Here is a 24,253-nt window from a genome sequence, read left to right on the forward strand (position 1 = left end):
GCCGCAGGGGGCAAACAGAAGGAAAAACAGACAAGGGGGAAAACAGGAAGCGGCAACAGGGGAAAAATCGGGCCCGTCTGGGGGCGAAGAGCATCAGGCAGAGCAGTTCAGATCAGCAAGAAAACGAGGCATCCATGCCCGGCTGATCAACCACGCCAGAACGGCTTGGTGGTCTCTTGATAGCGGTCGGCTTCGTTTAGACCGATGTCCTTGAGCAGGTAGGCGGGCAGCTCGGAGAGCTGGCGACGACTGCGGCTGCGTTCCAGCCAGGTCAGGACGGTCATCTTGACGCGAGCAACCAGATTCGATTCGCTGGAATGCTGGTAACCGGCTTCGGTATAAGTCATGTTGGCCATGATATGGCTCCTCTCTCTAGTTCTGCGCAAGGCTCGGATTTGATGCGCAAAGCTTAGTCAGGGCGAGGAGGTGCCTCAATTGACGAATTTTGATACATGAGATTAGTAAAAGTAATGGCTGATCTCGTCATGGGGTGAAACACAACCAATTGATTTATATATGAAATATTGGAAAGACATTCCCTCATCCAACCCGGCAGCATTTTCTCCTGCCGCATCGACCTCTAACTATGCAGTTTCCCACGTTAGCTATGCACAGCTCGAGTTGCAGGCAGGACGCCATCCCCTCTGCCTCGCTGTCAATTGTTAATGATTGGATCACTTAAAGATCGTTATTTAACAATGTGATACCGATCGACAACCTCCGAAGCGCGGCCACAGCTGCCGCCCCCGGATGGCACTTGAAAGGCGGCACTTGGCGCCTTCCCGTCATACTGGTATGGTTATTTATACAGTGGTTCAATCATGCTCCCAGCTCGCCACCTTTCGGGTGACGGATTGGGGAAACAGACAGGATATGCCGATGGACACCTTTACCCCCACCGCCGCCCTGCGTCAACAGATGGACGAACTGGAAGACGCCCTTACCCGTCTCGCCAGACAGCTCGGCCAGCTCCCATTGCTGGAGGCCCATGTCTATCCCCTGCCCGCCGTGCCACAAGGGGAAGAGCACGATCCCATCGAGGCCATCGACGTGGGCTATCTCTCGGGGGAGGCGGCGCTGGCCGCCACCCTGACCGCCTATCAGGATCACAGCGCCCGCCCCGGCTGCTCCACCAAGGCGACTCACCGGCTGCCTGGCTGGTTGCGCTTCCCCGCCGCCTGTGCCTCCCTGTTGCAGCCGCTGCTCGACGAGATCAACAGCCACAAGCTCGCCTTCAAGGCCCTGGTACAGGCCGCCGGCGGGCGGGATGAGAAGTTCGAACTGGTGCACAGCGCTCTACCCGGGGTCATCACCCTGCAGGTCTATCGCAAGCTCACTCTGCTCACCGGAGAGCTGCATTCCCTCGGCTTCACCTGGGCCGATAAGCAGAGCATCAGCCGCCTCAGCCGCGAGCAGGTGCTGGAAATGCTGGAGCGCAGCCGCCGCTATGTGCCGGCACTCTCCAGCAACGAGGAGTGGAGCAAAATGGTGGATCAGGAGGTGTATGACATCCGACGCCTACCGGCGGATGTGCAGCTGCGGATCCGCCGGCCGGTCAAGACCCATCCCATGATCAACCTGCTCTGGCAGGACAGGGCGCCGCGCAAGCAGCAGCTCAAGGCGAGCCTGCCCCTGCTGCTCTGCTCGGATACCCAACCCGCCGTCACCCATCTGGGCCACTATCCGCCCAAGCTGCGCCAGGCGCGGCGGGATCGCAAGATTGGCGGCGAAGCCATCATAGAGCGGCTACACCTCTATCGTTATCATGGCTAGCGCCTCCTGGCCAGAGCCATGAGTCCCTGAAACAGAGAGGGGGATGGCCACCAGGACCATCCCCCTCTCGCACACAGGCAACCAGCACAGCTCCTAGCTCATCAGCAGGGCGCGCAAGCTCTCCACATCCAGGCCGCGCACCTCGGACTGGCCGCTCAAGAGGCCATCGGCCAGGGCCCGCTTCTCGTCGTGCAGCGCCACTATCTTCTCTTCCACCGTCTGCTCACACACCAGTCGATAGACGGTCACCGGCTGGGTCTGCCCCATGCGATGGGCCCGATCGCTCGCCTGATCCTCCACCGCCGGGTTCCACCAGGGATCCAGGTGCAACACGGTATCGGCCTGGGTCAGGTTGAGACCCGTGCCCCCCGCCTTGAGGCTGATGAGGAACAGGGGAACAGGGTCGTGACGGAACCGCAGGATGGACTCCTGACGGGACTTGGCGGAGCAACCTCCGTCCAGGTAGCAGTAGTCCCATTGCCGCTGCTCGATGCGGGCCCGCAGCAGGCTCAGCAGATCGACAAACTGGCTGAACACCAGCACCCGGTGCCCGCCATCGATGGCCTCATCCAGCAGCGCCATGGCCTCGTCCAGCTTGCTGCTGGTCTGGGACCACTCAGGCATCACCAGCTCGGGGGAGCAGCAGAGCCGTCGCAGGCGGGTCAGGCCGCTCAGCACGTGCATCAGGGCACGGCCATCGGCGCTTTGCACCTGCTGCACTACCTCGCGCCGGGTCGCCTCGTAGAGCTGACGCTCTTCCGGGGAGAGGCTGATGTGATGAATGATCTCGGTCTTGTCCGGCAGTTCGGTCAGCACCTGCTGCTTGAGGCGGCGCAGGATGAAGGGGCTGATCACCGCCCGCAGCAACGCCATGTGCTGAGGATCCTTCACCGCCTTGCCGAAGCGGCGCTTGAACTCGCCGAGGCTGCCGAGCAGGCCCGGGTTGATGAAGGTGAACAGGCTCCACAGCTCCCCCAGGTGGTTCTCGATGGGGGTACCGGAGAGGGCCAAGCGAAAATCCCCCTCGAGCTGGAACAGCAGCTTGGCACGCTGAGTGCCGGCATTCTTGATCTGCTGCGCCTCGTCCAGCACCATGCTCGCCCAGCGGCGGGACTTGAGGGACTGGGCCAGGCTGCCGAGCATGCCGTAGTTGACCAGGATGATCTGGCCGGCCTTGGCCTCCTGGATCAGGGTCTCCCGCTCGGCGGGGTTCTCGAACACCACCACCTCCAGCTCGGGGGCGAACCGAATCACCTCCTCCTGCCAGTTGGTGACCACGGATTTCGGCACCACCACCAGGGCGGGGCCGAGGTGCTGACGCATGCGCAGCACCATGAGCGCCTGCAGGGTCTTGCCCAGGCCCATGTCGTCGGCGAGGCAGGCGCCGAAGCCGTGGTGAGCCAGGGTCGCCATCCAGCGCACCCCCTCCTTCTGATAATCCCGCAGCGCCGTCAGAAGCTCGGGCGGGCACTCCACCTCCTGCTGCCACTCCTGTTGCAGCGCATCCCAGGAGCCATCCCCGGCCGTGGTCACCGCCGACAGCAGGCGGGCCAGGGGGTAGGCCAGCTTGTTGTTGATGCGCTGCTCGGTGTCCAGCATGGCCCCCAGCATGGTGAGGCGCTCCACCAGCTTGTCGCTCAGCATCAGGCTGGTCTTCTCGTCGAGTTGAACCGTGCGCTGGCCCGGGGTGAGCTGGCGCAAAATAAGGCGCAAGTCGAGGATCTGGTGCTCGTCCAATGCCAGCGCACCCTCCACCTGGAACCAGTCCTGGCGACGTTCGATGCGCAGGCTCAGGGCCGCCTCGTCGAGGCTCTTGAGGCGGGCGCTGTCCTGATGCCAGTGAACGACCACTCCGGCGTCCACCAGCTCGGGCAGCGCATTGACCAGGGTCAGTGCCTGCTCACCGTCCAGCTTCCATTCGTTGCCCGGCAGGCCGATGGGTAGCTGGTTGCGCAGCGACTGGGCCTCGGCCTTCTCGGCGGCCAGATCCCGCTGCCAGTAGTGATAGTCCCTGACGCTCTGGCGCACTATGGCCTCCCCCTTGCCAAGGGGCAACGGCGGCAGTTCCCCCTCCCGGGTCACCAGCTGGACTACCAGCTGACCATCCTGCCAGTCCAGCTGGACCGAAGGCACCCCGGGCCAGGGGGTCAGCTCGGCATTGCCACCGAGCCCAACCACCTGGCTGTGCCAAGGCAGCTCGGGAATGGCATCCAGGGTGCGTTGCAGCTCGGCAAGCCCGTCCGCTGGCAGCAGCGGTATGGATTCCAGCGCAGGCAGTCTGTCCAGCAGCGCCTGAGGGGTCAGGATGAGCTGCCACAGATCCTGGGCCAGGGGCACGATGTGCGCCCCGCGCGCCGCGGCGGCCGGGCTCAGGACGGCGCTCATGCCCTGCTCGGTGGCGACGATTTGCAACAAGGGGGCACTGATGGCCAGCTGCAGTTTCTGTCCCTTGGCGTTGAACAGGCGCGGATGGCTGGCCAGGGGGGCCCAGGCGTCTCGCGGCAGCTTGCTCATGCCCCGTGGCAGGGTGCGCACCAGGGCCCAGTCCGCCTCGTCGAGCAGGGCGGCATACTGGGTGGAGAGCAGGGCCGGATCGACCCGGCGTCCGGCGGTCCACTCCCCCTTGGTGCTCTGCTTCTGGATCTTGCACTCGAGCTCGGGCCCTTCCGCATGGAGCAGCCAGACCAGCCGCTCCTGCGCCTTGCGCACGCCGCTGGAGCGCCCCAGCCCCTGCAGCCAGTTGAGCCAGCTGGCCGAGGCGGGGGTCTTGTCGTCATCGTCTGCATCGCTGGCCGCCTCGGGGGCCGAAGTGGCACGCAGTTGCTGCAACGGGGGACGCTCGGCCCCCAGCCCCAGCAAGAGACGCAGCAGATCCTGGCAGAAAGCCATCAGACGATGACGGGGTTCGGCCTCCAGCACGTGGGAGAGATCCCACTTGTGCAGTATGGCCACCTGGGGGCTCTGCTCGCCGTGGCGCGCGAGGGCGCAGAGATCGAGCCAGAGGTAGCCCCAGTGGAGCTCCTCCAGCGGCAGTTGCAAGGTATCGAACAGGCCGACCGCCTGACCGTGGCGATCACCGGCCCACTGTCCCAGCAGATCCGAAAGCAGGGGGAAATGGTTGCCAAGGCTGCGCTGCCACTTCTTGCGTTGCTCGCTGGCGAGCACGGGATCCGCCTGCTGCAACCAGCCGAGCCAGAGCAGGGCGCTGAACATCCTGGGCCAGGACCCGGCCCCCTCCTGCACCTGCCACTGCCCAAGCGCCCTCTGGAGCCGTTCGGCCAGGGTCTGTTCATCCTCCCGCGCAGCCAGTTGTTGCAGCGACGGCCAGTGAGTGGTCACCTCGCCGGTCAGCGGTCCGCAGAGCCACGCCCACTCGGTGGCCAGCGCCTCGACCCGCGCCGCCAGTGCAGGGGCGCAAGGGGTGACCAGGAACGCCAGCGGCCAGCTCGCCTCCGGCTCGGCATCCAGCAGGGTCTGCAGGGCGAAGTGTTCGAGCAGCAGGGTTTGCCAGGCGGGGCTGGAGCCAGGCAGCAGGCGATGGGCGTCGGGCAGATCCAGCAGGCTCAGGAGCTCCGCGCTCTGGTAATAGGCCGGGATCTGCCCCGCCTCCCCCAGGCAGAGCTCGCGCACCACCCCTTGTGCCACCTCCTGCACCGTGACCGAGGGCACCCGGCGCCAGTCCGGCATGGGGCAAGCCCCCGAGCGTACCGCCAGGATCAGGGTCAGGGTCCCCTCCGCCGTCAGGCTCCACTGCTGCTCCGTGCGCTGGCGGATCAGCCCCAGCCGCTCCAGCCGGTTCAGGGTGTCGGTCAGCGAATGCTGCCCATGCAGCGTGTCTTGCAGGTAACGGGTGCTGGCGGCGCGCTGCAGTTGCAGCTCGCAGAGCAGGGCATGGCAATCCGAAGAGAGGGTGAAGGCTGACATCAGAACTCACGGGCAGATGCAAAGGCGGAATTTTAACGGGAAAGCGGCGGCGGCTCGACCCTTAAGCGCGAATTAGCACAAAAAAAGCGGCGCAGGGATCTGGAGGCGCCGCAGCGCCTCTTGATTGAGCCAGGAGTCACCCTCAGCCTTCGAGCCGTGCCAGGCGGGATTCCAGCGCCTGCAACTGCGACTTGAGGCGCTCGACTTCCTCTTCCAGCTGGCTCAGGCGATCGGCGGCAGGAGAGGCGTGGCTGACTGCCGGTGCGCTCTGTGCCAGGGCCTCCAGGTCTATCTCCCCGCCGAACAGGTGGGCGTAGCGGGACTCTCGCTTGCCCGGCTCCCGGGGCAGCTTGACCACATAGGGCCCCCGCTCGACGAGGCCGGCCAGCACGGCATCCACCTCGGTCACGTCGTCGAAACTGCACAGGCGATTGGTGCGCGAGCGCAGTTCACCCGGGGTCTGCGGGCCGCGCAGCAAGAGTTCGCAGACAATGCCGAGCTCCTGGGCCGTGAACTTGAGCTCGCCAAATTCGGTGTTGCAGAAGCGGTGCTGATAGCGCGGCACCCGGGCGTTGAAACCGGCGGTATTGACCACCAGGCGGCGGCGGATCAGCTCGTCGATCACGGCGCGGATGTCCAGCTCGGCGAGCTCCAGCACGGGCTCGCGGTTGCTCTTCTGGTTGCAGGCGTTGACCAGCGCATTGAGCGAGAGAGGGTACTGATCCGGCGTGCAGATCTCTTTCTCTATCAGGCAGCCGATCACGCGGGCCTCTAATGAGCCTAGTACTATCTCCATGTCATACTCCCTTGCCAAACAAGACGTTAAGACGGTTATCTTAACCAAGGCGCTTGCGCCGTCCAGCAGATAACCCCATTTTTGCGAGCCGATGAAACCCTTGCTGCAACCTTGTACAGCAAAACGGCCGCGGTGCGCGGGCGAGGTGAACGGATGGCCGGGAGCCTCTTTGGCAACCAGCCCCCTCCCCCTTCAACGAGGCGGGCACAAAAACCATCACGGCCGCAAAGGCGGCCGTGATGGTAGACAGATTGAAACGGCCCTCACGAAGAGGGCTTGCGCTCCAGGGTCGCGGCAACGGATCTCGCCGCCGAGCCGGTGAGCAAGGGCTCACCCGGATAAAGCACCAAGGCCTCGGCCCGCAGGCGATCGGCCTCCTCACGCCGCCCCAGGGCATTGAGGGCGATCACCATGTTGGCGTAAATATTGGCCCTGGGGGTATGGCGCACGAACCCCTGCCCCCAGTCGAGATAGGCCTCCAGTTCCCCCTTGTTGTTGCTCTGCAGGCCCACCATCAGCCGCACCGCGTTCACGTCAAACTCCACCCGGGTCAGCCAGGCCATGGGATTGACGATGTCGAGCAGAAGCGCCGGCTGCTTGTAACCGCCCCGCTCATACTTGGTCACCACCCAGGCGGTGTGCAGGGCCGTCAGCATAAAGGGCACGACAATGAGGGGAATGGCGATGGCCGCGAAGCGCAGCAAGAGCCAGGGGCGACAGACATGCTCCCGCCAGTTGGCGTGGCCGGCCAGCCCCTCCTCCTCCACTTCCGCATCCACCACATGGATGAGCAACAGCAGCGCCCACCACAGGGCAATGGCGTGGTAGAAGGGATATTCGGTCTGGGTATGCAGCAGGATGGGCGTGACCAGGGCCAGCAAGGCCGCCCCCCTGACGATACCAGCACGACCCAGCCGCCACAGCAGGGTGCCCCCCATCAGCACCATGCCGAGCATGGGGGCCAGCCCCCCCTCCACCGCCCAGTAGAGAAACTCGTTGTGGGGGTGATCCAGGTTGTATTCGATCTGCACCATGGCGGGGTTCAGCGCCTTGTCGGCCATGTAGTGCTGCAGAAAAACGGACTCGAAGCTGCCGTAGCCCCAGCCGGTCCAGGGTGCCTCGGCGATGAGCCTGGCAGCATAGGGCCAGTAGACCGAGCGCATGCCGCCGGACTGGTACATCTCCAGTCCCCGCTTTGCCCCCGCCATCCCGTACTGGGAGGCCAGCCCGAGCGCAACCCCCAGGGCCACAAGACCCAGCACCCGGCCCAGCAACCGCTCACGGTGCAACCGGGGCACGAGCAGCAGCAAGGCCAACACCCCGCCGAGTTGCCCCACCCTGGATTGCACCACCACCAGCAGCAGGGACGTTGCCAGGATCACCCCATAGCGCAGCCCCCTGAGCCAGGGATGCCCATGGCCCCGCAGCTCCAGCCAGATGGCCAGCGACAAGCCGGTCGCCATGAAGCTCGCCATCACGTTGGGTTGCTGGAAGATGCCGTAGGGGCGGTTGACCTTGGTGTCATAGCCCAGCCAGTTGCCCGGCACCAGCAGGTAGTACTGCACCAGGCCGAGCAGCGCCTCTATGGCGACGGCACCCAGCAGCAGATAGAGCAGCCGGTCGCGCGCGCCGCGATCCAGCCGCCACTGGTAGAGGCTGGCGAGGAACAGCAGACCGGCAAACAGCCCCAGCAGCCGGGGAATGGCGTAATCCTTGAGCTCGAAGCCGGGATAGGCCATGGGCAGCAACAGCAGCAAGCCGCCAAGCCACAGGGCCGTCAGCAGCGGCGAAGCCATCAGCCGCTGGTTGAGGGTGACCTGCCACAGCCCCAGGGCCATCACCAGGCTCGCGAAGATCCAGCCCCAGGCGTTGAACGGCAGATAGAGCCCGGCCCCGCCGGGGTTGTGCATAAAGAAATGCATGCCCAGCAGCCAGTACAGCACGCTGATCACCCCAAAGGCCCTTGCTGTTGACGTCATCTTCCCTGACCTCCATGCATGCATGTTCATAACACTATCCCCCAGGCAACAAAAAGGGGGCCGAGCCCCCTTTGATGCACTTGGCAACGATTATGCCTGTTCTGGCTCGGGCTTGCGAAACGCATGGCGCACCAGCACTATGCCCACCCCCAGCATGCCGCCGAGCAGGGTGGCCAGCACCACGACCAAGGGGCGCTTGGGCTTGTCACGGCTCTGGGGTTCGTCGGGTGCGTCCAGATAGGAAAATGGACGAAAATCAATCCCCTCCAGAGAGATGCGCTTCAAGCGATCCATCTGTGCCTGCAACTTCTGCAACTCGGGTTGATAGACTGACAGATCAAGGGACTTCAGCAAGGCCAGCTTTTCTTCCAGTCCCTTGGACCCTAGCAAAATGGAGAAACGTTCCTGACTGCTAGTCCGTTCCAACGGCGTACTCACCCCCGCCGCCTTGGCCACACGGTTGGCAAGCGCGACCTCGGAGATCTCCTGCTGCAGGGCACGCTTGGCCTCTTCCTGCATCACGGTATAGCGTGTATTCATCTCTCCCAGTTGCAAATCACGCTGTGCACCTAACCGCTCGATCAATTTCTGCTGTTGCAACTTGACGATGTAACCGACATATCCTTCCAGCATCGCCAGCGACGTTTCCGCGGCTGGAGCCGCAAATGTAATGGCAATCCCCGGCTCTTCTCCCTTCTTATCTACAGGTTTAGCCGTCGCCAGATTGGCCCAGTCACGCAGCCAACGTCTCTGAGCCTTGGCATCCAAAGCTGATTCCTCTATCTGCTCAGTAAACAGCGGGCTGTCTTTCAGGTAATCCCGACGGTTTTCATAAGCGTTGAACTCCTGTACAAATTCCTGATAGAGACTTTTCCCGTCTGGAAACCCTGTGAGCCCCAGTGCAGAGGCTCGTACCGATATCTTATTCAACGGTAGCAAATCTTCCGGCTTGGGGGCAGTGATCACCGCCTTGGCGGACCACTGTTGGGGAGCTGTCAACGCATAACCTACACCCACAGCGGCGAATAACACCGTAATCAGCAAAATTAGCGCCTTCTCACGCCACAACACCAGGATCAGCTCGCGCAGATCGATCTCGTCACCGGAAGAGGCTTGCCAACCCTGGGGCAATCGAGCGTCAACGTTGGGGGTTATCTCTTTGTTGGTCATAACAGTGGTCATTTCCTAATCAGATTAGAGAGTTAATAAAAGGGGCCTGACGATCTTTGTCAGACAAGATCGGGGGCGTATTTTCGATTAGCGGCCAACTAATAGCCAGCGCAAGATCAGCCCAATTAATAGTCCGCTCAAATTCAGGGCGGTAATAGTCGGTGCATTTATAGAGCACCGTCGCCATATCGCTTTGAACATAAAAACCGTGGACAAAGCCGGGGGCTCCAGAGCGACATGGGCGAATCGGCATCAAGGTGCTGCCCAACCCATTGGCCATAGCTGACCCTATTAGGGCGTAGGTCGACCGCCACATCGAAGATACTCCCAGAGATAGGCGCTATCGGGGGCGCTGCGAATGGCTCATCAAGGACGACGAGATGCTGTGGCGCAAAGGGAGCTATGGCGTGTGTTCACATCGTGGGGAGCTGTTTCGACAACGGATACTGTCGTTGGTTGAGACGGCCAAACGCCTGGGACGTTGTCCCCAGGCGTGGCTGCGCGCCATCGTCCGAGCCTGCATCGAGAAAACGGATACCCTCGGCCCATACTAGTCATTGATCCTTCTGTCCATCATCTGGCCCGCCATTCACGGGAAATCACGGGGCATGCCATAAGACAAGTCGCTTAATGCATCGGCTGATGACTCTCTGAATTCAGGAAATCAATGTCCTCGACCACACTCAGGCACGGTTCATCCTCCAAGGTGTTTTTTGCTTGCCACACCAAGTCACAGATCCCATCGGTGGGATTAAAGCCGGTCGGCATACTTAACAGCAGGCTACGGATCTGTTCATGATCAAAGCGGAAACACGCGCTATCGAGCTCGGCCAAAAACGCCCGCAGTTGTGGCCATGGCAGCATTAACTCAGAGGCTTTCATGATCCGGGGGTGGGCAGTGCCCTCAACTTGCTCGCCAATGAGCAGCTCTTCAAACAGCTTCTCACCAGGGCGCAAGCCAGTTATCTTCACTTCAATATCACCAGTGGGGTACTGCTCGCTCTTGAGCTTCAAGCCACTCAAGCGGATCATCCGGTGCGCCAAATCAATGATTTTGACCGGCTCCCCCATGTCCAACACAAACACATCGCCCCCCTGCCCCATCGCACCCGCCTGGATCACCAGCTGCGACGCCTCAGGAATGGTCATGAAATAACGAATGATGTCAGGGTGGGTCAAGGTCAACGGGCCACCATCGCGGATCTGCTTGCGAAACAGTGGCACCACAGAACCAGATGAGCCCAAAACATTACCAAAACGCACCATGCAAAAACGGGTTTGCCGTTGCGCGGCGGCCAACGATTGCAACACCAGTTCGGCCAATCGCTTGGTGGTGCCCATGGTGTTGGTGGGGCGCACCGCTTTATCAGTCGAAATCAACACAAAGGTTTCAACCTTAGCCCTGATGGCTGCCTGAGCGCAATAAAGGGTACCAAACACATTATTTCGCACCCCCTCAACCACGTTGTATTCAACTAGGGGGACATGCTTGTAAGCCGCAGCATGGTAAACCGTCTGGATCTGGAAGGTGCTCATCACCGCTTGCAAGCGATGTTGCCGCTGCACCGACCCCAACAATGGCACTATCTCAACCTGCAACCCTTCTTGCTGACTGATTTCTTGCAGCTCTTTATCAATCGCATACAAACCATATTCAGACAACTCAAACAACACCAATTTCGCGGGCTTGCAACGAATTATCTGACGGCACAATTCAGAGCCGATAGAGCCGCCCGCCCCCGTCACCATCACCCGCTTACCAGATATATTGGCATTGATCAACTCAGGGATCGGAGCAACCGCATCACGCCCCAACAAATCCTCAATGCTGACCTCTTTCAGCTCGTCGATATGAGCATGCCCCTCAACCAAGTCAGCCATACCAGGAATTGACAGTACTTCGCATGGACACTGCTCTAATCGATTGATCACCATTTGCCTGACACTACGCGGAGCACTCGGCATGGCTAGTAATATTTTCTTAATATCAAAATTTTCAATTAACTTTTCAATAGAATCGGCACTGTAAACGTTTATTCCCTGGATCACTGCTTTGACCAAAGCAGGATCATCATCGACAAAGGCCACAGGCAAGTACTCTTGCCCTTGATTCAATGCTAATTGCAACTGCCGTCCAGAAGAGCCTGCGCCATATATCAGCACAGCCACTCGTTGTTGCTTACCACGGACTACCAGTGCGCGAAAGAACAGTCTAGCCCCCCCAACCAGTAATACCGAAAAAGCAAAATAGATAACCGATACCGTTCTAGGAAGCGGAACCTCCATAAAAAACGCCAGCATGACCAAAGACATAGTGGAGAGGAGAACACCGAGAGATACTGTCCACAACACCTTGAAACCAACATATCGTAATACCGCGCGATAAAGCCCTAACCGCATAAATACGAGAATGGTAATTGGCAGCAAAAATGTAAGAATTTGCCAATGCGATAAGCTTTGCAATGGAATATTGGCATCCAGCCTTACCCAATAACTCCCCCAAAAAGCCAAGCAGAGTAATAATAAATCTACAAAAATACTAACAACCTGCTTATAAACTCGGGGAATAGCCAAGAAGTAATTCAACATAATGGCACCATTTAGTTAACAACGGTGAAGAAGATCAAACAGAACAACTCATGGTAACACTACTTAGACCCAACAGCATCGCCAGCACCGCTACCGGTTGCCGTCATAATGATGTAGCGGAAGTAGCATGCTAACGTCAGGGTATCTATCATCTGCCGATCTGTTTTGGCAAGCAATGCCGGAGTTGACATATCGATATTTTGAACCTGTGCCAAACCGGTAATACCAGGTAATACCTCATACACACCCAATGCATCACGCTCTTTGATCAGCTCCTCCTGATTAAAGAGATTAGGACGCGGCCCAACCAAGCTCATCTCGCCTTTGAGCACATTGATAAGCTGCGGTAGTTCATCAATTTTCGTTTTGCGTAAAAATGCCCCAAGCTTGGTAATGGAACTCGTACTAGCCAAGTGGCTCGCCACAGACTGGGTATCAGTCGACATGGTGCGAAATTTAATTAACTTGAATGGCTTCTTGTAACGCCCCACCCGCTCTTGTACAAAAATAGGCGAACCAGTATCAAACAGGCCGATCAGAGTAACGACCAACAAAACAGGCCAAAGAAATAACAACCCCAAAAAAGCCGCGCAAAAATCAAGCGTTCGAATTAACATTTTCCTTTATCCTTAATAAAACAGCGCCTAATACCTTCCTCTACCGATATCGGTGGTTGCCAACCCAATATCTCTTTGGTATAGCTGATATCAACCAATAGATTGCCACATAATCGCTCAATCACAGCCCGTTTGCCGGTCACCCGTCCCAACAACCTTAACCAACTCATTGGCACTGACAATAACCGTGGCGACTTACCCGCCGCCTGGGTCATCATCACAAGTAATTGGGAGGTTGAAATATCGTTCCCATCACTGACTAAAAATGTTTGATTCACCGCTTGTGGATGACGGATACAGATAATAATAAGATCGACCAGATTATCCAGGGCAACCATACTGCGTTGATTATGAATAGCCCCCAATGGCAACGGTAGATTCTTTTTAGCAATAGCCAGCAATGAAGAAAAATTACCTTTAACTCCGGGCCCATAAACCAGAGGTGGGCGAATAATCACCAGCTCCATGCTGGAATTAGCTGCCAATGTTCGTAGCCCATCCTCAGCGGCTTGTTTCGAACGCCCGTAGGCATCCTCAGGTGCTGCAGCACAATCATGCGTAAAGGGCTGGCTATCGCTGGTCGATTCGCCATTCACTTTAATGGAACTGATAAAGATAAAACGCTTCACGCCCGCGGTAATGGCTTGCCGTGCCAAGTGCAAGGTACCATCAACATTAATATCCCGATAAATATCTATCCCATTATTCGCTGAATCATTCATCACATGCGCTTGCGCGGCACAATGAATGACCACATCAACATCCACCAACGCAGGGGCATAATCCGCCACAGCGCCGATCTCCCCCGTCACATGGCAGATCTCTTGAGCACTGGCATCGACAGCACTGTCAGCATTCACCCCCACCGGAGCACGGCGACCGTAGGTACGGACGGCCACATCAGGTTGCTGCATTAACTGCTTTAACACTGCATTACCCACAAACCCGGTGGCACCGGTTAGTAATATTGTCATTTTTTTGACTCTAAAAATGTATCAATTATCTGTTGTGCGGCGGCTTCTACTGAAAAGTTAGCTTTAAGCGTTTCATAACCACGCATACCCATTTCAACGCGCAATGCTTTATCTTTTAAAAGATTAATTGCCGCCGTTAACAATTCTTCATCTTCACCATTAATACAAGCCCAACCGGCACCTTGGCCATTAATGAAATCTATTACATCATTACCTTTATTAACACTACCCAGAATAGGCAAAGACTGAAGCATATAACCAAGCAACTTTCCAGGGAAGTTATGCGCCTTATGTGTTTTAGCTAATGAAAACAAACCAATATCAACCTGCGTCAAAACTTCCTTGTAGGCATCTTGATTGATTGAAGGAAGCAGCGTTAGGTTGTTAAGGCTTTCAACAGTTATAGCCTGCTTGACCAACGCAAATTCATCGCCTTGTCCAATAAACAAAAAGTGGGCATTTGAATATGGTGCCATATTCTTGACCAAACGCAATAAATTACGCATATCTTGCGCGTGACCGATATTCCCACCATAAAAGAATATGACTTTGTCATTTAAATCATATGTTTTTCTGATGTCTATAAGCTGTGACGAACGACTGACTGGATTAATATCAGCCCAGTTCCTTAATACCTGTAAATTATTGTAGTAAGGATGCAGCACCCTAAAATAATCAACGTTAGCAGGTGACATTAAACCAATGCAGTCGGATGCATTGTAATTGAATTTTTCAAAAAAACGGAAATATGAAGCAACGGGTGACTTAGCCGAAATTAACCCTTCATCGATTACCCATTGTGGGAACATATCTCGCAGCACTAAATAATTGAATGTTTTCACTTTACGTTTGAACCAATGCATTAGTGGACCAAAAAAAATAGTTGGAGAATAATTAATGCATAGTTCGAATGAAGATACATCCTTGACATTTTTAATTGCTAAAAAAGCGTTAAGCGATAGCAGTGTTTCGCTTATCACTCTTTTAACCTTGCCCTGCCCCCGCATAGGTGGGTTACGAAAACGCCATATTTCTACACCATCTAAATAATCGACCTGAAGGCGTTTGGTTTGTTTACCATGGCTAGGTGTAATTATTATCGGCTCATGACCAAGCCTTTTAAGCTCTAATGCTAATTCATGGAACATTTTGGCATGCACTAAAGTACTATCAGGTAAATAATCATCAGGGAACAGGGCAATCTTCACAGCGACTTTCTCCAAACCACTCGATTAACATAATCGGTGTAGCTTAAAATGGTGCGCAGCACTTTGTCTGATACATTCGGTGCAATGTAATCTTGTACCTTATTGATCAAGCGCGTTGCCCCACGCGGCTGCTGCCCCAAAATTTCAATTGCTTGCAGGATACGATCAACACTCATGCCAGTGAACATCACAGCCCCTTCTTCAAATCCTTCTGGGCGCTCCTGTGCTTCTCGAATATTGATGGCAGGGAAGTTCAAGATGGATGACTCTTCCGTAATGGTACCGCTATCGCTTAGCACTACCTTGGCATCCATCTGCAGACGAACATAATCACTAAAACCAAGTGGCTTTAACAAATTAACTAAAGGATGGAAAGTTAAATTCAATGCTTCAATTTTTTTGCGAGTACGCGGATGAGTCGAAACAATAATCGGATATTGGTATTTTTCTGCAAGTTCGTTTAATACCCTCACATAACTGTGAATATTTCTATCTGAATCCACATTCTCTTCACGGTGCACACTCACCAAAAAGTATTTCCCCTTAGTGAGTGAAAGGCGAGTTACCACATCGGCAGCGTGAATTTTATCGTGATAAAACGCCAGCACCTCATCCATCGGGCTACCGGTTTTAACAATTAAGTCAGGCTTAATTCCCTCGTTTAACAGATATTCACGCGCAATATCACTATAAGGCATATTCACATCAGAAATGTGATCCACTATTTTTCGGTTAATCTCTTCCGGCACCCGCAAATCAAAGCAACGGTTACCTGCTTCCATATGGAAGATCGGGATTTTCTTACGCTTGGCAGAAATAGCCGCCAAGGCACTATTGGTATCACCCAAAATAAGGAGTGCATCCGGTTTTAAATCGGCAAATACCTTATCTGACTTGCTGATTACTTGTGCCATGGTTTCGGCGGCGCTGCTACCGGCACACTCTAAAAAAACATCTGGTGCCCGAATACCTAAATCATCAAAAAAAATTTGATTGAGCTCATAATCATAATTCTGACCGGTATGCACCAAGGTATGATCACAAAACTCATCTAGCTTGGCGATAGTGCGCGACAGGCGAATAATTTCCGGGCGAGTACCAACAATGGTCATCACTTTTAGTTTTTTTTGCATGGCACATACCTTATCAAATAATCGTTATGCATAAATTCAATCAACTCATGCCAGCTGGGCACAGTCAAATTCAGCGCTTGACGCAGGCGGCTAGAATCGAGCGACCGATCAATCACCAGTTGGGTTGACTCATTAATCTCAATTTCTTTGCCATAAATGTCGGCCACCAACGAGATTAAACTGTGCTTATCAATCGGCTCAACCGATAGATGATACAACCCGCAGATCTCAGGCTTGTTCAGAATGTTATCAGCCAGTAGTTTGGCGATATAGCAAGTAGGCAATCCAGAAAACACCGCTTTGGAAAAACCATTCACAGTACCGGATTGGCTTAAAAACCAATCAACCAAGCTCACGGAAGAATCCAACTCATGGCCAATGATCGAGGTGCGCAAGGTTAGGTGGCGACCATAGTTAACCTCACCTAGGCACTTAGATTTGCCATACAGATCCGTTGCGGTCGGCAAGTCAGTTTCCTGATACATGCCTTGCTTTCCATCAAACACACAGTCGGTCGAAAAATGGATTAACCGCGCATCATATTGGTCACACAAAGCTGCCAATTGATGTGGCAACAGGGCATTGATTTCAATCGCTGCCACATGCTGCTTGGCAATATCGTGCTGCTTAATCAAGCCAATGCAATTGATCACCACCTCTGGCTTGGCAGTGACAATCGCCTGTTCAATGCTAGCGATATCGGTGACATCAATACCATGCAACAGTTGCTTCTGGTAATGTGTAAAAAAAGCCGCCTTGCCGGTTAAGCTACGCAGTGTGCCCGTAACGTTCAATACTGGGTTATCAGCCAAATTGCTAAACAGGCTGTAACCCAACATGCCGGTAGCACCCAGGATTAACACATTCACCGTTATACTCCTTCTGGCACGATTAGATTACCGGCTTCGATTTCACGAATAAAGTCGAGCTTGCGCAGCAATTGCTTCATCCCGGCTACATCGAGGCGCTCGGTATTATGGGAGTTGTAATCTTCAATCTGCGACAGATCTTGCTCACCCTCTTCAAAATACTTGGAGTAATTAAGGTCACGATTATCGGCAGGCACCCTAAAGTATTGCCCCTGCTCCTGCGCAACAAACATCTCTTCGCGACTACAGAGTGCTTCAAATTGCTTCTCTCCGTGACGAGTACCAATCACATTCACCGGATGTTGCTGTTGATTAAGGATATCCAGCAAGGCCTTTACCAATATCTCAATGGTAGCCGCTGGCGCTTTTTGCACGAAAATATCGCCATTCTTACCATGCTCGAAGGCATGCAATACTAGATCGACCGCATCATCGAGGGTCATCATAAATCGGGTCATCGCCGGGTCGGTGATAGTAATGGCATCGCCATTAACGACTTGGCGAATAAACAGTGGGATCACTGAACCGCGCGATGCCATCACGTTACCATAGCGAGTGCAGCAAATAGTGGTATTGGTGTGTTCCAGATTACGGCTCTTGGCAACAATCACCTTTTCCATCATCGCTTTAGAAATACCCATGGCATTGATTGGATATACCGCCTTATCAGTACTCAAACACACCACTCGCTCAACGCCATGGCTGATAGCGGCCTCTAGTACATTTTCAGTACCCAATACATTGGTCTTTACCGCTTCCAGTGGATAGAACTCACAGGAGGGTACCTGTTTTAACGCTGCTGCGTGGTAAACATAATCCACCCCACGCATGGCATTAGCAACGCTTTGGTAGTCGCGCACATCACCAATATAAAACTTAAGCTTGTCTGACTTAAAGAATTTACGCATGTCGTCCTGTTTTTTCTCATCACGGGAGAAAATTCGGATCTCTTTAATATCCGTATTTAAAAAACGGCGCAGCACTGCGTTGCCGAAAGAACCGGTGCCACCGGTGATAAGAAGGACTTTATCTTTAAACATACCAACCTCAACACCATTAAAATTTAAATAAAATCAAAAAAATCTTTCCACGTTGCACACTGTGCAAATGACAAAGGCGAAAATTGTAATACCGTTTGCTGCCCAAGAACAGATTCCATTTCATCTGCCCATTTAGTTGCATCTTGATAGTCCAAAAAGCTAGCACCTTGGTAACCTGTCAATACATCTCTGGAATAAGGTAAATCCGCACAGATGATTTTTTTACCTAACACACCTGCCTCGGCAAGTGGTAAGCCAAAAGTTTCTATATAACTGGGGAATAACACTGCATCGGCTGAAATATAATACTCAATCACTTGCTCGTAGGACATTACGCCTAAATAGACCACATTATCACTTAACCCTAACTGCTGCACTTTTTCATCAAATACAGGGTGATCGCCAATGGCTAATGTCACCGCAAATTGAGATTTCTTGTTTACCTGCCTAGTATTAAGTAATGCTAACGCATCCAAAATCAATAAATGATTTTTATAAAAAAGCGATGAAGCTGGATAAAAAAAAGTAACTTGCTCGGAAGTTAGCAGTTGTGTTTGTTCTGAGCGCTTGTTGTGATGCCCATCTGGCAACTTGATATCTGGCGTAAACACCGAAATATTGCCTTCTGCCACACCACTTTGTGCCAGCGCAGCCTTCATCCACTGTGTTTGCACGACAAACCGCGTGCTCTTAGTGACAAATAAGAGAATAAAAAATTTATAAAACCACTTATATAAAAAGTATTTTATTGTTTGCTTGTTAAAAACATACTTAACAGTTGTAAAGGGGAGAGGTTGATGCAAGTAAATTAATTGTTGGCAGCCAATATTCACCGACGTATTTTGCAATGAAATACACAGTTCAGACTCGATGTTATGTTGCTTGATATAACGTTTTAAACCGAAACTATCCCACCAAATTCGCCTCAGCCAAGATTTGGTATCCACTTCAACATAGGTAATATTAGCATGTACTTCGAGTGACACGCCGATGGGTGAAAAGATAATATATTTTTTATTCGTGAATGCCGCGTGTGTAACAAATTGCCGGAGAATTGTTAGTGCACCACCGGAGGATAAGGCTGTTGCATTAACTAAAATAAAACCTACTTCGTTATGTTGTAATCTATCCATATAAAAACTTATTTACCAAAAAAATGAAAAAAAGTAAATATAGAAGAGTATAATTTCTTCTCATGAAAATATGGCCATATACACTCCCCAAAAAATTTAATTTTTCCACGTTCATCACCTAACCACGCTCTCAAAACAAGAGAGCCTTGCTGTGCAATTTTTATTCCAGCAATTAGTTTTTTTGTTTTTTTTAACTTCATAAAAAGAGATTTATTAAATGCAGCGCCACCAACAACATTATTCGAATGTTGCCTATAAAGAATTGTTGGATTATCCAAAAAATACAGTCCACCAAACTTTAATGCGACTAAAGCAAGCCAATGATCGTGCATTGGTATCCCATTAGGGAACGGATAAGCCAGAGTAGCACAGGATTTATTAAAAATACATGTACATCCATATATTGTCGAGCGCCAAGATAGAAAATGAACATCCTGATTATGAATAGGATTGTATTTATTTATTTTATAAAAGCTGTTCGCAATAACATTACAATCTTGGTCAACTAAAATCAGATCAGAATAACAAAGCACCGGGGATTTAGCGCCAAGCTGTTCTTCATGCTTTATTAAAAATGACAACATTAGCTCAATTTTATTTTGGCACCACACATCATCTTGATCCGATAACATAACATAATCTGCATCACTGAAACTGAGAGCCTTGTTGAAATTTTTTGCTACACCGCCAACTCGCTCTTTGTTTACTAATTTAACTCTATCGTCTTCGTTGGCTATACGTAATATTTTCTCTACCGTATCATCGGTAGAACCATCATCCGATATAATTACAGAAAAATTATTATGTGTTTGGCTCAAAATTGAATAAAGTTGTTCCTCTATAAAAGTAGAACCATTATAGCTTGCTAATATAATATCAACTTTAAAATTATCGAAGTTACAGGCCATTAATTATACTCCATGAGTAATTACCAACCACATAAATATCCATAGCCTATATTACTTAGATAAACACATTTGTCATGGGATAACTTTTCTAAGGACTTATCATCAAGCCCATTCATATTCTCGAATATACTTTGCTGATTTAAGACAGCATGACCAGAGTAATCATACACCAATGGTCTGCACGACTGCATACATAAAAAAGATACAATTAAAATTCTAATTACACGCTGCCAACGATTATGATATTGAATTTTATAAAAAACATCCCCCCTAAAGTATTGAGAAAATAAAATTATAATGAATGGAATCCCGAACCAGCCAATTCTAGTCAAGACAGGCATATATCGACCAATTAGCATTGCAAAAAAAACATAAAAGAATATACCTACAAGGGTGATATTAAAGCCTCTATTATACGTCTCATCATGAATATTATTTTTTAAATCTCTCAGTGCAATAATAAACAAGCATACCAGAGAAAAATCAATAATTGCACCAATACCTATTGACACCTGTGGTTTATAGGCATCGGACATCATGTAAAAATTCAACTTCTCAACCACTGTATTACCAATAAAATCAGGTAACAGTTTAAAAAATAAAATGGCACCATAAATGATTTCATTAGGAATGGTAATAAACAACAAATACACAATCAACATTACCATACCAGATAAATAAATAATCCATCTTGATTTAACCACTACGGAGAAAATAAATAATAACGTTATTATTGCACTCGAATGGAACATAGTAGATAGCAACACAAAAAAAACGTACTTGGCTATTTTTTTAGTATAAAGATATTGTATTGCATACAAGAATATCGACATTGCCATAGCTTGTCTTATTGCTTCAATATAAAGAACCCACCCAAGCATGGTCAGCAGTACAAAAAAAACAAAACTACCATTCCCAATTTTATTCTTCTGAATAAATTTGAATACGCATACCACATTGAAAATGGCAATAGCAACTATTGTTAGTTGATAACCAAGTTGCCCGAAAATCAAAACAAGAAGGTTATAACCAGATTCAAACTTAATCAAATTGTCACTATTGCAAGTATGATTAACTAAACAATTGTAATTTGTAAAATAACCAACAAAATCATTTCCACTTGGATAACTAAACCCTAAAAATAGAAAAAACAAAAAAAATGACAAAAAAATAGCTTTTTTATAACTATTTTCAATGAAAGTTAAAAATAACATTAAGAATACGAATGTAAAATAATACACCATACCTCCCAAAAATACTTTTCATGATTTTGCTCTTTCGAAAATACTATTCGAATTTCTTATCCAGAAAAAACATAAGTAAAAAATCGAGAGACACTCTAATGGTCCAGCATACAGCAACACCAATCATTCCGAACTCTTTAATGCCATAAAATAAAGCCAGTAAATATGGTATCACCTCTATAGCATGGACAAATGCAGTCACATTAGAGAGCCCTTTAGCCTGTAAACTGGAAAAGCTAATTAATGCGAGAGAATTGAAAAAAAACCCAACCAATAAAATTTGTAAAATTAATGGTGAGGTGTTGGAAAAACTGCTTCCAAGCCACATGGTTAGCCATTTGTCAGCCCAAACCCCGACAATAATAGAAAGACCAAGAATCGGCAATGCCATAATATAAAAAGACTTCGTTTTAATTTTATTTCGTTCTTCTTTATCACACGCAACCAATTTTGGAAAAATCACTCTAGACAAAGCACCCGGCGCCATACTTAAACGAGAAATCAATTCTGATGGTGCAGTATATGCAGCAATATGTGATGCACCTAACATATTAGAGGCGATGAATCGATCAAAGTAACTCATTACTGGACTAATAATATTACTTAGGGTAATCCACCCCCCAAATGAGATTAACCTTTTTAATACAATAAAATCGATATTAAAACGCATGCTGAACAATATTTTGCGCGATGTATAAATTGCTAGAAACATCACCAATAAACGCCCAATCAGTAACCCAGAGATAGCGCTCATCAAAGTTGGGCTAAAGTGTACAAATAGTGCGGGTAATCCCCCCTGCACACTGCCTGTGATTGTCTTTTGCAAGTTTAAATTAGCAAAGCGCTCTTCGCCCTCTAGAATAGCCAACCAAATTTGCCCGACCAAAAAAATAGGGACCATCACAGCCAACAATTTCATTGAGTCTTGTAAGTCTGTATAAAAACCTTCTGATACATTTAACCATATTGGCCATTTTTTATCTAAGCACAATATGATTAACATACCAATAAACCCTAAAAAACTTACCACAATTGTTGACGTGGCAATTATTTTTAATTTTTCATGGAAATTGTTTCGATAGTATGAGACTTCTCTAATTACTGCTCGAGTTAGGCCTGCATCAAAAATACTTGCGTAACCAAACAAGGCAAGTGAAAGCGTAAAAATACCAAACAACTCAAAACCTAACACTCGACTTAAATAGCCAAGTGCCGGGATAGTTATTATTGTTGGCAATATGTATCCCGCAAAATTCCATGCGGTATTACGTAATATACTCATTAAAATAACTCAGCATTGTTTACATAAATCAAGCTGGCTGCCTCTTGGTCTTTCTTGGATAGACTCACTTCGCCTTCAATCGGCCATTCAATACCCACTTGTGGATCATCCCAACGGATTGCCCCTTCACTCTGTGGTGCATAGTAGTTAGTGGTCTTATACAAAAACTCTGCCGCGTCGCTCAAAGTGACAAAGCCATGGGCAAACCCTTCCGGGATCCATAGCTGGCGCTTGTTTTCGGCAGACAGATGCACGCCAACCCACTGGCCAAAAGTGGGCGAGCTTTGGCGAATATCCACCGCCACATCGAACACTTCACCAGCCACACAGCGCACCAGCTTACCCTGGACATGGGGCGGTAACTGATAGTGCAAGCCACGCAGTACTCCTTTTGAAGATTTGGAGTGATTATCCTGCACAAAGTTAACCGAATATCCTACCGCCTCTTCAAACAACTTGTGGTTGAAACTCTCAAAGAAAAAACCACGCTCGTCACCAAATACTTTTGGCTCAAAGATAAGCACATCGGGAAGAGCTGTTTTGATTACATTCATATTTTTCTCGGGATTCGGGATTCGGGATTCGGGATTCGGGAAATACTAACAACAACTCCCGGATCGCCAATCCCCATTCACTTGCCAACCATCTTCAGCAGATATTGACCATAAGTATTTTTTGCCAACGGAGCCGCGAGCTCACGAACCTGGTCGGCAGTAATAAACTTCTGGCGATAGGCAATCTCTTCAGGGCACGCCACCTTCAACCCTTGGCGGGTTTCGATAGTTTGAATAAAGTTGCTCGCTTCAATCATGCTTTCATGAGTACCAGTATCAAGCCAGGCATAGCCACGACCCATCATCGCCACCGACAGATTGCCTTGTTCCAGGTAGATACGGTTCACGTCGGTAATTTCCAGCTCACCACGGGGCGATGGCTTCAAACTCTTGGCGATCTCCACCACGCTGTTGTCATAGAAATAGAGGCCGGTAACCGCATAGTTGCTCTTGGGCTCCAGTGGCTTCTCTTCCAGAGAAATAGCGGTGCCCTCTTTATCAAATTCCACCACCCCATAACGCTCAGGGTCATGCACGTGATAAGCAAACACTGTGGCGCCACTGGATTTGGCCGCAGCACCTTCCAGCTGCTTCTGCAAATCGTGACCGTAGAAGATGTTGTCACCCAGCACCAGGGCGCAGTCGTCGTCACCGATAAACTCTTCACCCAGAATAAAGGCTTGCGCCAACCCGTCCGGGCTCGGTTGTACCTTGTATTGCAGATTCAATCCCCACTGGCTGCCATCGCCCAGCAACTGTTCAAAGCGAGGGGTATCTTGTGGGGTACTGATGATCAAGATATCGCGAATACCGGCCAACATCAGAGTGCTCAGCGGGTAATAAATCATCGGCTTGTCATAGATGGGCAGCAACTGTTTGCTGACGGCCATGGTAACTGGATAGAGACGAGTGCCAGAACCACCGGCCAGAATAATACCCTTACGTTTAGTCATGATGCTTGTTTCTTATTTTTAAATTGCAAAAGAAAAGGGTAGCGTGAGGCCACGCCTTTCTGTTTTATCCCTGCCAGCCGGGGATGCATTCAATACATCACTGGCCA

General features: G+C 51.1%; 19 protein-coding genes and 2 pseudogenes. 2 read left to right on the plus strand and 19 right to left on the minus strand.

Annotated features, from left to right (window positions below; genetic code table 11):
• Positions 1-146 precede the first annotated feature (146 nt).
• Positions 147-356: a DUF1127 domain-containing protein gene (locus OKB87_RS04650; RefSeq protein ID WP_010675316.1), complete on the minus strand. Its 210-nt coding sequence runs from the start codon at positions 354-356 to the stop codon at positions 147-149.
• A gap of 523 nt (positions 357-879) precedes the next feature.
• Between OKB87_RS04650 and OKB87_RS04655 the strand changes: the two genes are divergently transcribed.
• The gene (locus tag OKB87_RS04655; RefSeq protein ID WP_270805183.1) at positions 880-1,773 is read left to right on the plus strand and encodes a DNA replication terminus site-binding protein; all 894 of its coding nucleotides are present in this window, start codon (positions 880-882) and stop codon (positions 1,771-1,773) included.
• A 93-nt stretch (positions 1,774-1,866) separates the two neighbouring features.
• Here OKB87_RS04655 and OKB87_RS04660 read toward each other — a convergent pair whose 3' ends face one another.
• The 5 genes and pseudogenes from OKB87_RS04660 to OKB87_RS23665 all read right to left on the minus strand — a co-directional run bounded on the left by OKB87_RS04660 (position 1,867) and on the right by OKB87_RS23665 (position 10,046).
• On the minus strand, positions 1,867-5,697 hold the full coding sequence (locus OKB87_RS04660; protein ID WP_270805182.1) for a DEAD/DEAH box helicase: 3,831 nt from the start codon (positions 5,695-5,697) through the stop codon (positions 1,867-1,869).
• Between the two features lie 142 nt (positions 5,698-5,839).
• On the minus strand, positions 5,840-6,493 hold the full coding sequence (locus tag OKB87_RS04665; RefSeq protein WP_270805181.1) for a YceH family protein: 654 nt from the start codon (positions 6,491-6,493) through the stop codon (positions 5,840-5,842).
• 263 nt (positions 6,494-6,756) lie between these two features.
• Positions 6,757-8,472 (minus strand): PglL family O-oligosaccharyltransferase, encoded by a 1,716-nt coding sequence (locus tag OKB87_RS04670; RefSeq protein WP_270805179.1) that lies wholly within the window; start codon positions 8,470-8,472, stop codon positions 6,757-6,759.
• 90 nt (positions 8,473-8,562) lie between these two features.
• Complete coding sequence (locus tag OKB87_RS04675; protein WP_270805178.1) at positions 8,563-9,642, minus strand: LPS O-antigen chain length determinant protein WzzB; 1,080 nt, start codon at positions 9,640-9,642, stop codon at positions 8,563-8,565.
• Positions 9,643-9,661: 19 nt separating this feature from the next.
• Positions 9,662-10,046 (minus strand): annotated as a pseudogene (locus tag OKB87_RS23665) (dTDP-4-dehydrorhamnose 3,5-epimerase family protein).
• On the opposite strand from OKB87_RS23665, the pseudogene OKB87_RS04690 reads away from it, so the two are divergent.
• Positions 9,978-10,196: pseudogene (locus OKB87_RS04690) on the plus strand (IS66 family transposase); the annotation flags it as partial. The pseudogenes OKB87_RS23665 and OKB87_RS04690 overlap by 69 nt on opposite strands.
• A gap of 73 nt (positions 10,197-10,269) precedes the next feature.
• Here OKB87_RS04690 and OKB87_RS04695 read toward each other — a convergent pair.
• The 13 genes from OKB87_RS04695 to rfbA form a co-directional block, all read right to left on the minus strand.
• Positions 10,270-12,231, minus strand: coding sequence for a polysaccharide biosynthesis protein (locus OKB87_RS04695; protein WP_270805176.1), 1,962 nt, complete (start codon positions 12,229-12,231; stop codon positions 10,270-10,272).
• Between the two features lie 59 nt (positions 12,232-12,290).
• Positions 12,291-12,848, minus strand: a complete 558-nt coding sequence (locus OKB87_RS04700; RefSeq protein WP_244060774.1) for a sugar transferase — start codon at positions 12,846-12,848, stop codon at positions 12,291-12,293.
• The gene (locus tag OKB87_RS04705) at positions 12,842-13,822 is read right to left on the minus strand and encodes a UDP-glucose 4-epimerase family protein (protein WP_270805175.1); all 981 of its coding nucleotides are present in this window, start codon (positions 13,820-13,822) and stop codon (positions 12,842-12,844) included. The genes OKB87_RS04700 and OKB87_RS04705 overlap by 7 nt, the downstream gene beginning before the upstream one ends.
• Positions 13,819-15,030: a glycosyltransferase family 4 protein gene (locus OKB87_RS04710; protein ID WP_270805174.1), complete on the minus strand. Its 1,212-nt coding sequence runs from the start codon at positions 15,028-15,030 to the stop codon at positions 13,819-13,821. The genes OKB87_RS04705 and OKB87_RS04710 overlap by 4 nt, the downstream gene beginning before the upstream one ends.
• The gene (wecB, locus tag OKB87_RS04715; protein WP_270805173.1) at positions 15,027-16,163 is read right to left on the minus strand and encodes a non-hydrolyzing UDP-N-acetylglucosamine 2-epimerase; all 1,137 of its coding nucleotides are present in this window, start codon (positions 16,161-16,163) and stop codon (positions 15,027-15,029) included. Before wecB ends, OKB87_RS04710 begins: the two co-directional genes overlap by 4 nt.
• Entirely contained in the window at positions 16,148-17,032 is an 885-nt protein-coding gene (locus tag OKB87_RS04720) for a dTDP-4-dehydrorhamnose reductase family protein (protein WP_270805171.1), read from the minus strand. Before OKB87_RS04720 ends, wecB begins: the two co-directional genes overlap by 16 nt.
• 2 nt (positions 17,033-17,034) lie before the next feature.
• Positions 17,035-18,072 carry a polysaccharide biosynthesis protein gene (locus OKB87_RS04725; RefSeq protein ID WP_270805170.1) on the minus strand — a complete coding sequence of 346 codons (1,038 nt, stop codon included), beginning with the start codon at positions 18,070-18,072 and terminating at the stop codon, positions 17,035-17,037.
• A gap of 23 nt (positions 18,073-18,095) precedes the next feature.
• Positions 18,096-19,205 (minus strand): glycosyltransferase, encoded by a 1,110-nt coding sequence (locus OKB87_RS04730; protein WP_270826616.1) that lies wholly within the window; start codon positions 19,203-19,205, stop codon positions 18,096-18,098.
• 8 nt (positions 19,206-19,213) lie between these two features.
• The gene (locus tag OKB87_RS04735; protein ID WP_270805167.1) at positions 19,214-20,113 is read right to left on the minus strand and encodes a glycosyltransferase family 2 protein; all 900 of its coding nucleotides are present in this window, start codon (positions 20,111-20,113) and stop codon (positions 19,214-19,216) included.
• 20 nt (positions 20,114-20,133) lie between these two features.
• Positions 20,134-21,357 (minus strand): EpsG family protein, encoded by a 1,224-nt coding sequence (locus tag OKB87_RS04740; RefSeq protein WP_270826628.1) that lies wholly within the window; start codon positions 21,355-21,357, stop codon positions 20,134-20,136.
• 43 nt (positions 21,358-21,400) lie between these two features.
• Positions 21,401-22,639 (minus strand): flippase, encoded by a 1,239-nt coding sequence (locus OKB87_RS04745; protein ID WP_270805163.1) that lies wholly within the window; start codon positions 22,637-22,639, stop codon positions 21,401-21,403.
• The gene (gene rfbC, locus OKB87_RS04750) at positions 22,639-23,193 is read right to left on the minus strand and encodes a dTDP-4-dehydrorhamnose 3,5-epimerase (protein WP_270805162.1); all 555 of its coding nucleotides are present in this window, start codon (positions 23,191-23,193) and stop codon (positions 22,639-22,641) included. Before rfbC ends, OKB87_RS04745 begins: the two co-directional genes overlap by 1 nt.
• A 77-nt stretch (positions 23,194-23,270) precedes the next feature.
• The gene (gene rfbA, locus OKB87_RS04755; RefSeq protein WP_270805161.1) at positions 23,271-24,146 is read right to left on the minus strand and encodes a glucose-1-phosphate thymidylyltransferase RfbA; all 876 of its coding nucleotides are present in this window, start codon (positions 24,144-24,146) and stop codon (positions 23,271-23,273) included.
• Between the last annotated feature and the right edge of the window lie 107 nt (positions 24,147-24,253).

The sequence above is a fragment of the Aeromonas sp. Y318-1 genome (assembly GCF_027706125.1).
Classification (GTDB): Bacteria; Pseudomonadota; Gammaproteobacteria; order Enterobacterales; family Aeromonadaceae; genus Aeromonas; species Aeromonas hydrophila.